This window comes from Halomarina halobia (assembly GCF_029338575.1).
GTDB lineage: Archaea > Halobacteriota > Halobacteria > Halobacteriales > Haloarculaceae > Halomarina > Halomarina halobia.
Genome location: NZ_CP119993.1, coordinates 79,897 through 92,261 on the forward strand (window position 1 = coordinate 79,897; position 12,365 = coordinate 92,261).

11 protein-coding genes are annotated in these 12,365 nt (G+C 66.2%); 4 read left to right on the forward strand and 7 right to left on the reverse strand.

Going from position 1 to position 12,365, the window contains the following annotated elements; all coding sequences use genetic code 11:
• Positions 1-21 precede the first annotated feature (21 nt).
• Positions 22-2,199 (forward strand): catalase/peroxidase HPI, encoded by a 2,178-nt coding sequence (gene katG, locus P1K31_RS15950; RefSeq protein ID WP_276306299.1) that lies wholly within the window; start codon positions 22-24, stop codon positions 2,197-2,199.
• Between the two features lie 309 nt (positions 2,200-2,508).
• Positions 2,509-4,542, forward strand: a complete 2,034-nt coding sequence (locus tag P1K31_RS15955) for an alkaline phosphatase D family protein (protein ID WP_276306300.1) — start codon at positions 2,509-2,511, stop codon at positions 4,540-4,542.
• A 281-nt stretch (positions 4,543-4,823) separates the two neighbouring features.
• Here P1K31_RS15955 and P1K31_RS15960 read toward each other — a convergent pair whose 3' ends face one another.
• The 6 genes from P1K31_RS15960 to nthB form a co-directional block, all read right to left on the reverse strand.
• On the reverse strand, positions 4,824-6,377 hold the full coding sequence (locus P1K31_RS15960) for a sodium:solute symporter family protein (protein ID WP_276306301.1): 1,554 nt from the start codon (positions 6,375-6,377) through the stop codon (positions 4,824-4,826).
• Positions 6,370-6,681 (reverse strand): Asp23/Gls24 family envelope stress response protein, encoded by a 312-nt coding sequence (locus P1K31_RS15965; RefSeq protein ID WP_276306302.1) that lies wholly within the window; start codon positions 6,679-6,681, stop codon positions 6,370-6,372. The genes P1K31_RS15960 and P1K31_RS15965 overlap by 8 nt, the downstream gene beginning before the upstream one ends.
• A gap of 368 nt (positions 6,682-7,049) precedes the next feature.
• Positions 7,050-7,904 carry a DUF6282 family protein gene (locus P1K31_RS15970; protein WP_276306303.1) on the reverse strand — a complete coding sequence of 285 codons (855 nt, stop codon included), beginning with the start codon at positions 7,902-7,904 and terminating at the stop codon, positions 7,050-7,052.
• Positions 7,901-8,404: a nitrile hydratase accessory protein gene (locus tag P1K31_RS15975; RefSeq protein WP_276306304.1), complete on the reverse strand. Its 504-nt coding sequence runs from the start codon at positions 8,402-8,404 to the stop codon at positions 7,901-7,903. Before P1K31_RS15975 ends, P1K31_RS15970 begins: the two co-directional genes overlap by 4 nt.
• Complete coding sequence (nthA, locus tag P1K31_RS15980) at positions 8,401-9,051, reverse strand: nitrile hydratase subunit alpha (RefSeq protein ID WP_276306305.1); 651 nt, start codon at positions 9,049-9,051, stop codon at positions 8,401-8,403. Before nthA ends, P1K31_RS15975 begins: the two co-directional genes overlap by 4 nt.
• Positions 9,048-9,749 (reverse strand): nitrile hydratase subunit beta, encoded by a 702-nt coding sequence (gene nthB, locus P1K31_RS15985; protein WP_276306306.1) that lies wholly within the window; start codon positions 9,747-9,749, stop codon positions 9,048-9,050. The genes nthA and nthB overlap by 4 nt, the downstream gene beginning before the upstream one ends.
• Positions 9,750-9,902: 153 nt before the next feature.
• On the opposite strand from nthB, the gene P1K31_RS15990 reads away from it, so the two are divergent.
• Complete coding sequence (locus P1K31_RS15990; RefSeq protein WP_276306307.1) at positions 9,903-10,787, forward strand: NAD(P)-dependent oxidoreductase; 885 nt, start codon at positions 9,903-9,905, stop codon at positions 10,785-10,787.
• On the opposite strand, the gene P1K31_RS15995 is transcribed toward P1K31_RS15990, so the two are convergent.
• Positions 10,788-11,333 (reverse strand): carboxymuconolactone decarboxylase family protein, encoded by a 546-nt coding sequence (locus P1K31_RS15995; protein WP_276306308.1) that lies wholly within the window; start codon positions 11,331-11,333, stop codon positions 10,788-10,790.
• A 123-nt stretch (positions 11,334-11,456) separates the two neighbouring features.
• On the opposite strand from P1K31_RS15995, the gene P1K31_RS16000 reads away from it, so the two are divergent.
• Positions 11,457-12,302 carry an MBL fold metallo-hydrolase gene (locus P1K31_RS16000; protein ID WP_276306309.1) on the forward strand — a complete coding sequence of 282 codons (846 nt, stop codon included), beginning with the start codon at positions 11,457-11,459 and terminating at the stop codon, positions 12,300-12,302.
• Positions 12,303-12,365: the final 63 nt, after the last annotated feature.

The following is a 12,365-nucleotide window of genomic DNA, read 5'->3' on the forward strand; positions in this document are numbered from 1 at the left end:
AAAAGCAACAATTTCTCGGTGATGAGCAAGTCCAACCGAGACTGGTGGCCGAACCAGCTAAACGTGGAGATCCTCGACCAGAACGCTCGCGAGGTCGATCCGATGGGCGAGGAGTTCGACTACGCCGAGGAGTTCGAGAAGCTCGACCTCGAGGCCGTGAAGGCGGACATCGAGGAGGTGATGACGACGTCCCGGGAGTGGTGGCCGGCGGACTACGGCCACTACGGGCCGCTCTTCATCCGGATGGCGTGGCACAGCGCCGGTACGTACCGCACCAGCGACGGCCGCGGTGGCGCGTCCGGCGGCACGCAACGCTTTGCGCCCCTCAACAGCTGGCCCGACAACGCGAACCTCGACAAGGCGCGCCGGCTGCTCTGGCCGGTCAAGCAGAAGTACGGCCGCAGGCTCTCGTGGGCCGACCTGATAGTCCTGGCCGGGAACGTCGCCCTGGAGTCGATGGGATTCGAGACGTTCGGCTTCGCCGGCGGGCGCGAGGACGCCTTCGAGCCCGACGAGGCCGTCGACTGGGGGCCCGAGGACGAGTGGGAAGCGTCCGAGCGCTTCGACGGCGACGGGGAACTCGAGGAGCCGCTCGCCGCCACCGTGATGGGTCTCATCTACGTGAATCCGGAGGGACCGGACGGTGAGCCGGACCCGGAGAAGTCGGCCGGGCGGATTCGAGAGTCGTTCGGCCGGATGGCGATGAACGACGAGGAGACGGTCGCGCTCATCGCCGGCGGACACACGTTCGGGAAGGTCCACGGTGCCGACGATCCCGACGAGCACGTCGGCCCCGAACCCGAGGCGGCCCCCATCGACCAGCAGGGCCTCGGCTGGGAGAGTAGCCACGGCTCCGGTAAAGGGGCCGACGCGATCACCAGCGGGATCGAGGGGCCGTGGAACGCCACGCCGACCCAGTGGGACACGGGCTACCTCGACAACCTGCTCGACTACGAGTGGGAGCCGGAGAAGGGCCCCGGCGGCGCGTGGCAGTGGACCACACGGAACGGCGAACTCGACGGCGTCGCACCGGGCACCGAGGACCCGTCGGAGCGGGAAGACGTGATGATGTTGACGACGGACATCGCCCTGAAGCGGGACCCGGAGTACCGGGAGGTCATCGAGCGCTTCCGGGAGAACCCCGACGAGTTCCAGGATGCCTTCGCGAAGGCGTGGTACAAGCTGATCCACCGCGACATGGGCCCGCCGATCCGGTTCCTCGGCCCGGAGGTCCCCGACGAGGAGATGCTGTGGCAGGACCCCCTCCCCGACGTCGACCACGATCTGATCGGGGACGAGGAGATCGCCGAGCTCAAAGAGGAGATCCTCGCTTCGGACCTGTCCGTCTCCGAACTGGTCAAGACCGCCTGGGCGTCGGCGTCGACGTACCGCGACAGCGACAAGCGCGGCGGGGCGAACGGGGCCCGCATCCGCCTCGAACCCCAGAGGAGCTGGGAGGTGAACGAACCCGAGCAGCTGGAGACGGTGCTTTCGACCCTGGAGGGGATCCGGGAGGAGTTCAACGGCTCGAGATCCGACGGAACGAGGGTCTCGCTCGCCGACCTGATCGTTCTGGGCGGCTGCGCAGCCGTCGAGCAGGCGGCGAGGGATGCCGGGTACGACGTGGACGTTCCGTTCGAACCGGGCCGTACCGACGCCTCGCAGGCGCAGACCGACGTCGAGTCCTTCGAGGCGCTGGAACCGGAAGCCGACGGCTTCCGTAACTACCTCGGGGACGAGCACGACCGCTCGGCGGAGGAGTTGCTGGTCGACAGGGCCGACCTCCTGACGCTGACGGCTCCCGAGATGACGGTGCTGGTCGGCGGCATGCGCGCGCTGAACGCGAACTATCAGGGGTCCGACCTCGGTGTCTTCACCGATCGGCCGGAGACGTTGACCAACGACTTCTTCGTGAACCTGCTCGACATGGACTACGAGTGGGAAGCGGCCTCGGAATCCCAGGATATCATGGAGTGGGAAGCGGCCTCGGACGCCCCAGAGATCTACGAACTGCGCGACCGTGAAACGGGCGAAGTCGAGTGGAGGGGGACCCGCGTGGATCTCGTCTTCGGGTCGAACTCCCGGCTTCGAGCCATCGCGGACGTCTATGCATCCGACGACGCCGAGGAGAAATTCGTGCGCGACTTCGTGGACGCGTGGGACAAAGTGATGACCCTCGATCGCTTCGACCTCGAGTGAGCTGAGCCGCGAGCCGCCGGGTCGGTCGCCGTGGGCGACGTCTCGACGGCGTGTCGCCACGGGCCCCGGTCCGGTCTCGCAGACGAGTCGTGCGGTGACCGTAGCGGGGTGTGACGTTTTCCCCTAGTCCACCCCCCTCTTAGATTGGCCGACCATATTTTCGGCGAGCGGTCATCTCATACGGCCGCCTTTCGGACCGTACCGAGACTGCCGTTCTCATCCCTACCGCGAACATAGACAACATATTATTACATTGTTCAAATACAGAATTTATTCTCGGATGGGCGCGACGCGCTCGTTGAGGACACGATGTCAGATCAGACGCACTCTAGCGACGAACCGGAAGCCGACCGCCGGACGTTCCTCCGCGCCGTCGGCGGCACAGCAGCGGCCACGGCCGGTCTCTCCGGGACCGCGAGCGCTACCGACCGACCCGGGGCAGGCCGGACCGACACGGTACCGATAACGCACGGCGTTGCGTCGGGTGACGTCACGGCACGGACGGCCGTCGTCTGGGCGCGAGCGGCCGACGAAGCGACGCTCCACGTCGAGTTCGGCCCCGACGAATCGTTCTCGACGTCTCGGCGGAAACGCACGACCGTCGACTCGTCGACCGATTTCACCGGCCAGATTCGGCTGACGGGACTCCAGCCGGCGACGCGCTATCACTACCGCGTCTGGGCGACGTCCGCCGGCGGAAGCGACGGCGCTAACGCCGCGTCCGCCCCGGAGTCGGCGGTCACGGGGACGTTCGTCACGGCACCGGCACGGAACGAGGCGGGTGGCGTCTCGTTCGCGTGGAGCGGGGACACGTGGGGCTACGGGGACGACCCCGTCGAACCGCCCTATCCGGGACTCCGGACGATCGCGGAGCGCCAGCCGGACTTCTTCCTCTATCTGGGGGACACGATCTACGCGGACGCGAACACGCCGGCCGGGAAGATCACCGAGAACACGCCGATAGAGGACGCGCTCGACATCTACCGGGGGAAGTACAGGGAGATGCGCGATCCGCCGGCGGAGGTCGCCGAGCGGACGAACCTGCGGATGCTGCTCGAAGCCACGTCCGTCTACAGCGTCTGGGACGACCACGAGGTCATCAACAACTTCGCCGGCCCGATCGAGCCGTTGATGCCGGAGGGTCGGCGGGCGTTCCTAGAGTACTGGCCGCTCGACCGGGCCGGAAGTGGGGGGTCCGGGGACCCGAACCGGCTCTACGGGTCGTTCCGCTGGGGCGAACACCTGGAGCTGTTCGTCATCGATACGCGTCAGTATCGCGATCCGAACGTCGAGCTGGACTCGAAGACCCTGCTCGGTCGCGAGCAACTGGACTGGTTGAAAGACGCCCTCTCGCAGTCCGACGCGACGTGGAAGGTGCTCGCCTCGCCGGCGCCGCTGGGGTACCCCTCGGATTCGTGGGCGACTCCGGCTGACCGAACCGGGTACGAAGCGGAACTCCTCGAGGTCGTCAGGCACGTCCAGACCGAACCCGTTTCGAATTTCGTCGTCGTAGCCGGCGACGTTCACAAGTCGGTCGTGGGCGCGTTCGACCCGGACGACGACGGCGAATTCGAATTCTACGAGGCCATCGCCGGTCCGCTCGGCGCACCGGCCGGGAAACCCGACGACCTGTACCCGCCGCTCAATCCGACAGAGTTCTTCTCCAAGGGCGAGTACACTAACTTCGGGACCGTTACCGTCGACGAGTCGGGGGAGACGCTCACCCTCGGCATCTACGACGAGGAGGGGACGGAACAGTTCACGAAGACGATCGCGGCGACGGAGGCCGATGCCGCCACCTCGCCGCCGGATCGAGTCGAGAGCACGTTCGACGAGGACGCCGAGGGGTGGCTCGTCTCGAACAACGGCGGGAGTAACCTGCCGGAGTACTTCGAGAGCGGCGGCAATCCCGGCGGGCACATCGGCGATGCGGAGAACAAGGGGGGCGTCGCGTGGTACTACCAGGCACCGTTCAAATTCCTCGGCGATCGAGCGGCGTTCTACGGGGGGACGCTCTCGTTCGATCTCCGGCAGGAACAGACCGATCGGCAGTTCGACGCCGAGCCGACAGAGGGGGGAGATGTCCTGCTCGTGAGCGGGGAACGGAAGCTCGTCTACGAATTCCGCGGTCCCGACGCCACGCCGGGCACGGAGTGGACGTCGTTCGAGGTGCCGCTTACCGCGGACGCCCCGTGGATCGACCTCGCGAGCGAGGAACCGCTCGCGACCGAGGACACGCTCCGTGCCGTCCTCGAGGATCTAGAGGTCATCCGCATCCGCGGTGAATACCGGGGAGGGGACGACAGGAGTTACCTCGACAACGTCGTCCTCGAGCGAGGCTGAAGCGCGCCGGTCCCTCCCTGGCCCCGGCCCGGAGCTCTCCGGGTCGTGAGGTGACCGATCGCTTCGACGAGAGAGCGTGCCGGCACCGGGTCGTCGGTTCACCGCCCCCTCGCCCGACCTGCGGTACTCGAGCATGGCGGCCCCGTTCGGGCCCCTTTCGGCTGCCGTGTCACCACGGTCTCGGAGGCGCCTCCGAGGAACGGTGTAGCGGCCTTCGTCGTCCGGTTCACGCTCGACCTGAAGGGCGGGGATCGCCGTGGTTCGGGTAGGGAACTCGTGAGTCAGCCGTCGCTCGTCACCGGTTGAGCGGCGGACGAGTCGTGGATGCGCATCCCCTTGATCAGCACCTCGCGATATTCGTTTTGATGGTCCTCGGGGACCGGCGTCGTCGCCTTCGATACGACGTAATAGACGAGCGTTGCGAACACGAGACCGTACACGGGCGGTCCGAAGTACGGGAAGACGTCACCGAACGGGGTCCAGATGGAGAGTTGCATGAAGACGAGACCGAGCAATAGTGACCACTTCGCGCCCGCAGTCGACGCGTTCTCCCAGACCAGAAGCCCGACGACACAGGGGACGTAGAGCAGCGCGAGCGCCACCCCGTCAGTGGCGAGGGGGATGATCGCCTGTTCCGCTGCCGGGCTCAGCGCGAACGCCAGCACGACTGCGGAGAACACGACGGTGAAGTACCGCCCGATCTGCCCCTCCCGCGTCGATTCCATGTTCGGGCGGAACGGCCGTTTGACGATGTCCCGAACGAAGATCGAACTGGAGGTCAGGATCTGGCTGCTGATCGTCGACATCCCCGCAGCGAACGCAGCCACGACGATGAACAGCGCTCCCGCCGGGAAGATCTCCGTGTAGACGTACGCCATCAACCCGTCCGCCGGCACGCCGTCCGGGAGTTCGGGGATCATCCCCGAACTGATCCCGCCGATGATGACCGCGGAGAACGTGATTATCCACAGAGCGGCGGTCCCCGAGAGGATGGACGTTTTCGCGATGACCTTCGGATTCTTCGCCATCAGCATCCGCTGCCACATGTGGGGGATGAATACCCAGGCGACCGTCCAGATGAGCGCTCCGGTGTACCACTCGCCCGGCGACTCCGACGCCGTAAAGACCCACAGCTCTTCGTTGTTCTTCAGAGCGAGCGAGAACCCGGTTTCGATCCCCCCCGCCCAGAGCACGACCACGCCCGCGGTAATCACGAGCAGACTCATGAAGATCGCCCCCTGCAAGGTGTCGATCCAAGCCACTGCTCGGAGCCCGCCGACGTAGAGATAGAACGTGACCATCACCATGAGCGCGACGACACCCCAGACGAAGTACTCGGAGGCCCCTGTTGCACCAACGAGCGCCTGCGCGGCCCCCGTGAGCTGAATCACTGCGTACGGGACGAGAGCGAGGATGGCGATCAGCGCGACGAGGATTCGGACGCCGTCGTCCTCCTCGTAGAAGCCAGCGACGAGGTCCGATGGCGTGATGTGGTCGAACCTCTGTCCGAGAAGCCAGAACCTGGTTCCGACGACCCAGATCAGCAAGGCGCCGGTGATGTTGAAGAAGGCGAAGTACAACCACGAGGTTCCGCTCGTGTAGTAGGTGCCCGGTCCACCGAGAAACGCGAACGTACTGTACCACGTCGCGAGCACGGTCCCCGTCAGAACCAGCGTCCCCAGCCCCCCGCCGAGGTAGTAGTCCTCCGGCTCGACGCTGAGGTGCCTGTTCGCGTAGTACGCGATAACGAGGACGACGGCCATGTAGAGACCGAGGACCAGCAAGACGTTCTGAAGCGTGAGAATCCCTCCCTGTAGCACCAGTGGTTCAGTCATCCGACACCGCCTCCGGTTCCTCTATGTCCGGGGTCGATCCCACTTCCGCGATTTCCAGCTCGCTGGCCGCGTCAGCCCACGGTTCGAACAGCAGGAAGTACGTCGCCACCAGTACGAGATAGATTATTCCGTACCAGAAGTAGTGCCAGAACACGCTCTCCGGTAGCGGACCGAACAGCCGGGGTTCATTGAAGACGAGACCGAAGACCGACAGCCCGATAGCGACGAACGCTACTACGACGATCGTCAAGAGTACCCTCCCGGCCCTCGACCGCGGGATAATCGGAAAGGCGCGCAGTTCCAAACTAGACATACGTACCACCGATAGCGTAATTCAGTCGATACGGGTAGTGCTTGGGTATGGCAGGCATACATCTATCCGTGTAACCACTTCAAATAAAGGTACCGCTCAAGCGTATCGAACAGCGGCGCGCCTTTCGACAGAGGGTGACGTCCGACGGATCTTGGCGCCTCCCTGCTCGTGGGGACAACTTCTCACGCGCGATTACTGGACGATGAGGCCGGCGACGGTACGGGGAACTCCACCGGTATCGAGCCCGAGCGATACGACCGTGCGCGGTAGGAGACGTCCGGAGTATCTCGTCGACTCGAGGCGACCTCGTCGTACCTGGCGAGGAGTTGCTTCCCGCTCGATCGACTAATCCCGATGGTCTAGAGTCCAAGCAAGTCCGCCGGCCGATCGCGGATGAGTCGCTGGACCGTCGTCTCGGACAGGCCGGCATCGACGACGCTCCGAGCGAACGCGGCCAGACCGTCGACGGGCGGGTTGCCCACCTGTCCGTAGTCGGTGGCGAGCAGACAGTGCTCGGGCCCGATTCGGGCGACGGCCGCTGCAACGCGTTCCGCCGAGTGTTCAGCCGTGCTGTCGACCGCGTACGCGCAGTACTCCAGCATCGCCCCCCTGTCCGCCAGCGACTCTTGCGTCGCTATGGACAGATCCGTGATCCGGAAGAAGGGGTGATTGACGAGCACGTCGGCGCCTCTGTCGGCGCAGGCGGACACCACTGTCTCGATCTCGTCGGCGGTGACGTGTCCGGTCCCGAGGACTGCGTCGTGCTCAGCGACGAGGTCGATGACGGCACGGGTCTCGTCCAGCAGCGATCCGTCTCTCGCGACCGACAGTTCCTCGTCGGGTCCGGGGAGTCGCTGGCCGACGAACGAGTCCGCGCCGGCCCGTCGCTCCTGTCGGGCGTGGTTCGCACTCCATGCGGTCGGGAGCCAGACGATCCGCCCCCCTTGCTCTAGGGCGATTCGTACCGCCTCAGGGTTGACGCCACCGGTCCCGGCGTTCAGCGCGACGCCGCCGTAGAGGATCTCCTCGCCGAGAGCGCGGTTCACCTGGTCGACTCGCCCGACGGTCGGAAGGACGTGGCTCTTCACGACGAGGCCACGCATACCAGCGTTCCGCGCCTCGCGGGCGATGTCGAGGTCGTACGCGTATCGCTCGATGAGGTCCGGGGCCGAGTGAACGTGGAGGTCGACCGCACCCTCCAGCGAAACACTCACCGATCGCCCCCACCGTGTGCGTGGTCGCGATCGTGGCCGTCGGCGTGCGGCCGGTCGTGCGGATGGGCGTGGTCGTGGCCGTGGTCGCCCTCGACGAACTCGGACGCGTCGCGGTCGCCGTCGGCGAACGCTCGCACCCGCTGCCGGACCTCGTCGGGGGCGACCAACCCCGCTTCGAGCAGGACCCGCTCTAGCGCCCGAAGCCACTGTTCGTAGTACGTCGACTCGGAGTACGCGCGCTCCGTATCGGACGTTACGGCGCTAGAGGCGTCCCCAGCGTCCGTTTCCGACTGGACCTCCTCGACGAGTTTCCGCTGGAAGTCCTTCCACGAATAGACGTCCGCATCGTAGGAGGAGAGCGCGACGGCGAGCGCGAACGCTCTGGCCTGCCACGGCGCCTCGAACGTCGGTTCGGGGGTGTCAGTCGGAGGAGGAGGGAGCACCCCCTCCGGTGCCGACGCTGCACCCTCGCGGTCGGACCGACGAGTATCGTCGGTCATGCTAACCGATCGACACCGATCATCGAGTCGCGCGTCACGCGTTCGACGAGTTCCGACTCGTCCAGGTGCTCCGTCTCCGGCGGTCGCTGGGGGAGGACCATGTACCGGAGCTCGGAGGTGCTGTCCCAGACGTTGATCTCCACGTCCTCGTCGAGGTCGACCCCGAACTCCTCGCGCAGCAGCGCGCGGGGTTCTCTGACGACGCGCGAGCGGTACGACGGCGACTTGTACCACGTCGGTGGGAGGCCGAGGACCGCCCACGGGTAACACGAGCACAGCGTGCAGACGACGACGTTGTGGGTGTCCGGCGTGTTCTCCAGGACTTCGATCTCCATGACGTCGCCGTTGACTTCGACGTCGAGTCGCTCGATCGCCGCCATACCGTCCTCGAGCAGCTGTCGTCGGTACTCCTCGTCGGACCAGGCGCGGGCGACGACCTTCGCCCCGTTCAGCGGGCCGATTTCTCGCTCATACGTGGAGACGACGGCGTCGACGGCGTCGGTCGACAGCAGCTCCTTCTCGATCAACAGCGACTGGAGGGCCCGCGCTCGCGGCTCGGGGTCGTACTCCTTCGCCAGTGCTTCGACCGTTTCGTCGATCGACGCCCGAGTCGATTCGTCGTAGGGGGGGTGGTCTCGATCGCTCATCCGTCTACGTCCTCCAGATAGCTCTCCCAGAGTTCGACGCGGATCGTGTCGCCCGCGCCGTCCGACTGCGAGTCACCGTCGCTCTCGCCGTCGGCGTCCCAGAGCGCGCTCAGGTCGAAGGCGACGTTGTACACCGGCTCCGCCTCGTCGCCGCCGTGTGCGTGGGCGTCCGGAAGGGTGTGCGTTCCGCGGTATTCGACGATCGTCCCGCGCGCGTTGCGCACGTAGCCCGGACAGCGGGTGTGCCCGTCCGGATGCATGTGCCGTACGCGCACTTTGTCCCCCGGCTCGAAGGCGGGCTCCCGGTCGTCCTCCCACGCTGCGTACGCGTCGACGACGCCGTCGATCAGGTCGTCGACGAGCGTCGGATCGCGACGTTCGGTGACCGTCGCCTCGCCGTCGGCCATCGCGGCCGTCCGCTCGCGCAGTTCCGCCGGCGAGATAACCCCCTTCTCGACCGCCAGCGTCGAGACGCCGACGAGCCACCGGTCGTAGTAGGCGGCCGTGAGGTAGTGCTCGGGGTCCATCCGCTCGATGGCGTGTCTGAACTCGTCCAAGTTGTGGACGCCGGAGCCGAGCGTCCCGGTGAAGGCGCCGTGGACGAGCCCTTCCCAGTCGTCGTGATATCCGACGACGTCGTCGTGCGGGTCCACCGGGGGGAATCCCTGCATCCCCCCGAGGTCGTGGATACCGTCCATAGTGACGTCATAGCATACCGCGTTGTTAATACTTACCGGCACTCCCTCCGGTGGCACGCACCGCGCCTCGAGCCGCGAGTCGAATCACGTCCTCCCCTACGGCAGGTATCCACCGACGGTAGGTACTTATTCCGAGGCGCTGATGCGTGTCGCATGACGTCCCTCGGGTTTGTCGGACTCGGACGGATGGGCGGACGGATGGCGGCGCACCTCGCTCGGGACGGCAACGACGTCGTCGTCTTCGACCGCAGACGGGACGCGATCGACGCCGTCGAGTCCGCGGGCGCGAGCGGGGCTGCGTCGACCGCGGACGTCGGAGCCGAAGCGGACGTGGTCTTCCTCTCCCTGCCGGACCCCGACGCGGTGAACGCGGTCGTGTCGGAACTGGAACCGACGCTCGATCCGGGCGCTGCGATCGTCGACACCACGACGTCGACGCCCGAGGTGACGCGGTCGATCGCCGATCGACTCGCCGACGACGGCGTGACCGTTCTCGGCGCCCCCGTCAGCGGCGGTGCCTCGGGCGCCGAGAACGGAACCCTCACCGTGATGGTCGGCGGGGACCGGGCGACGCTCGAGGCCTGCCGCGAGTACTTCGCCGCGTTCGCGACGAACGTCGTTCACGTCGGGGACGACCCCGGCCACGGCCACGCGGTGAAGCTACTCAACAACTACCTGTCGAACACGGCGATGGTCGCGACCTCCGAGGCGATCGTCCTCGGACGACAGGTCGGCCTCGACGTCGAAACGATGTGCGAGATCTTCAACGTCAGCACCGGCCGCAACTCCGCCACCGAGGACAAGTTTCCCGACCACATCTCGGCCGGTCGTGACGTCGGGTTCGCCCTCGAGTTGATGGAGAAAGACCTCCGGCTCCTGCTCCAGTTCGCCGAGGACAACCGCGTCCCGCTGCTGCTCGGGAGCGTCGTCCGCAGTCAGGTGGGGTGTGCGCGAACGCGATTCGGCGACGACGGTGACATGACCGACGTCTACGACTACCTCCGCGAGACGATGACGGCCGACGAGTGCGGGGACTGACTACTCGGGGTCCCACCCGACGAACTCGTCGCCCGCTTCGATCTCGACGCCGAGCGCGTCGATGACCTGACCGAGTGCGGCGTAGCCGGCGGCAGTCGACGCAGTCCCGGCGACGGTCGCCTCGTCGAAGTGGGCGAGGAGGGCGTCGTGGAGCGCGTCGGTAACGCGGCCGCGGGTGACGGCGCGCGTGTACGCGACGAGCGTCCGCTCTTCGTCGGAAAACGGGCGTCGGTCGTCGCGGGCGATGGCGGAGATCTCCTCGGTCGTGAGACCGGCGTCGGTGCCGATGTTCACGTGCTGCTGCCACTCGTACTCCGAGCCGATCTCGGAGGCGGCGGTCAGGATGACGATCTCGCGCTGGCGATCGGTGAGCCCGGAGTGAGTCCACAGCGCACCGAGGAACGCACGGAGGCCGCTCAGCACCTCCTGATTGTTACCGATGGCGCTGTACACGTTCACGGTCTTGCCCGGCTGGAGCGACGAGACGATGAGGTCCTCGTACTCCGGGTCGAGGTCGTCCGGTGTCACGTACGGAAGCCGTTCCATGTCGGAGAGGGACGCACGCGCTCGCATAGTCCTTGCTATCGCAGCACTACTCCCACGTCACGGCACTACCATCGGTCGGATCGGAAGCAGTCTTTTTCGCGTTCTGGCACGACAACTAGTGACATGAACGCGACGGACGACTGGTACGACGTCTCGCAACTGACGGAGGGGAGTTACGACATCGACGAGTGCACCAAGTACGGCATGCACCTCGTCGAGGGAACCGATCGGTCGGTCCTGATCGATACCGGCGTCGGAGTCGGTGACCTCCGGGGGCTGGTGACCGAACTGGTCGACACCCCCGTCACGGTGGTGCTCACTCATACCCACTGGGACCACATCGGGGCCGCGTCACAGTTCGAGGAGGTGCTCGTCAGTCCGATCGAACGTCCGCCCGACGGTCGGATCGCCGTCGACAGCATCTCGGACGAATTCACCCACCGACCGGGGGAGTTCGCTCGACAGTGGACCGCCGAGGGCAACGCGTTCCCGGACGGAGTCGACCCCGACGAGTACGCCATCGAGCCGTTCGAGGCGTCGCCCGTTCCGACGGCGGGTGGTCTCTCCCTCGGCGATCGCTCCCTCGAGGTCCACCACCTCCCGGGACACTCCCCCGGCCACCTCGGCGTGCTGGACCCGAAGACCCGCGTCTTCTACGGAGGTGATATCGTCCACGTCGATCGCGGCCTGTACGTCCTGTTCGAGGGTTGCAGCCTCGATGACTATCTCGAGTCGTTGGCCACGCTCAGAGATCTGCGTGACGACGGCGTCTTCGACGTCCTGGTCACCAGCCACAACGAGCCGCTCGCCGGTGCGGAGCTCTCGGTCCTCGACGAACTCCTCGAAGGACTCCGCGAGATCGCCGACGGCGAACGTGACTACGAGGTCGTCGAGACCACCTGGGGTAGGGCCCACTCGTACCACATCGGGACCTCGGAAGTACTGACGAAGACGACCGTTCGAGGGTGAATCCGAACGGCCCCATCGACCGAGCACGTCGGTCGGCACCAGTGACTATCCCTCCTGAGTGAT

What these genes read in the sequence shown, in the direction of transcription:
- P1K31_RS16000 (WP_276306309.1), top strand. Translation starts at nt 11,457, where the DNA reads ATGAACGCGACGGACGACTGGTACGACGTCTCGCAACTGACGGAGGGG.
- nthB (WP_276306306.1), bottom strand. Translation starts at nt 9,749, where the DNA reads ATGGACGGTATCCACGACCTCGGGGGGATGCAGGGATTCCCCCCGGTG.
- katG (WP_276306299.1), top strand. Translation starts at nt 22, where the DNA reads ATGAGCAAGTCCAACCGAGACTGGTGGCCGAACCAGCTAAACGTGGAG.
- P1K31_RS15960 (WP_276306301.1), bottom strand. Translation starts at nt 6,377, where the DNA reads ATGACTGAACCACTGGTGCTACAGGGAGGGATTCTCACGCTTCAGAAC.
- P1K31_RS15975 (WP_276306304.1), bottom strand. Translation starts at nt 8,404, where the DNA reads ATGACCGACGATACTCGTCGGTCCGACCGCGAGGGTGCAGCGTCGGCA.
- P1K31_RS15995 (WP_276306308.1), bottom strand. Translation starts at nt 11,333, where the DNA reads ATGGAACGGCTTCCGTACGTGACACCGGACGACCTCGACCCGGAGTAC.
- P1K31_RS15990 (WP_276306307.1), top strand. Translation starts at nt 9,903, where the DNA reads ATGACGTCCCTCGGGTTTGTCGGACTCGGACGGATGGGCGGACGGATG.
- P1K31_RS15955 (WP_276306300.1), top strand. Translation starts at nt 2,509, where the DNA reads ATGTCAGATCAGACGCACTCTAGCGACGAACCGGAAGCCGACCGCCGG.
- nthA (WP_276306305.1), bottom strand. Translation starts at nt 9,051, where the DNA reads ATGAGCGATCGAGACCACCCCCCCTACGACGAATCGACTCGGGCGTCG.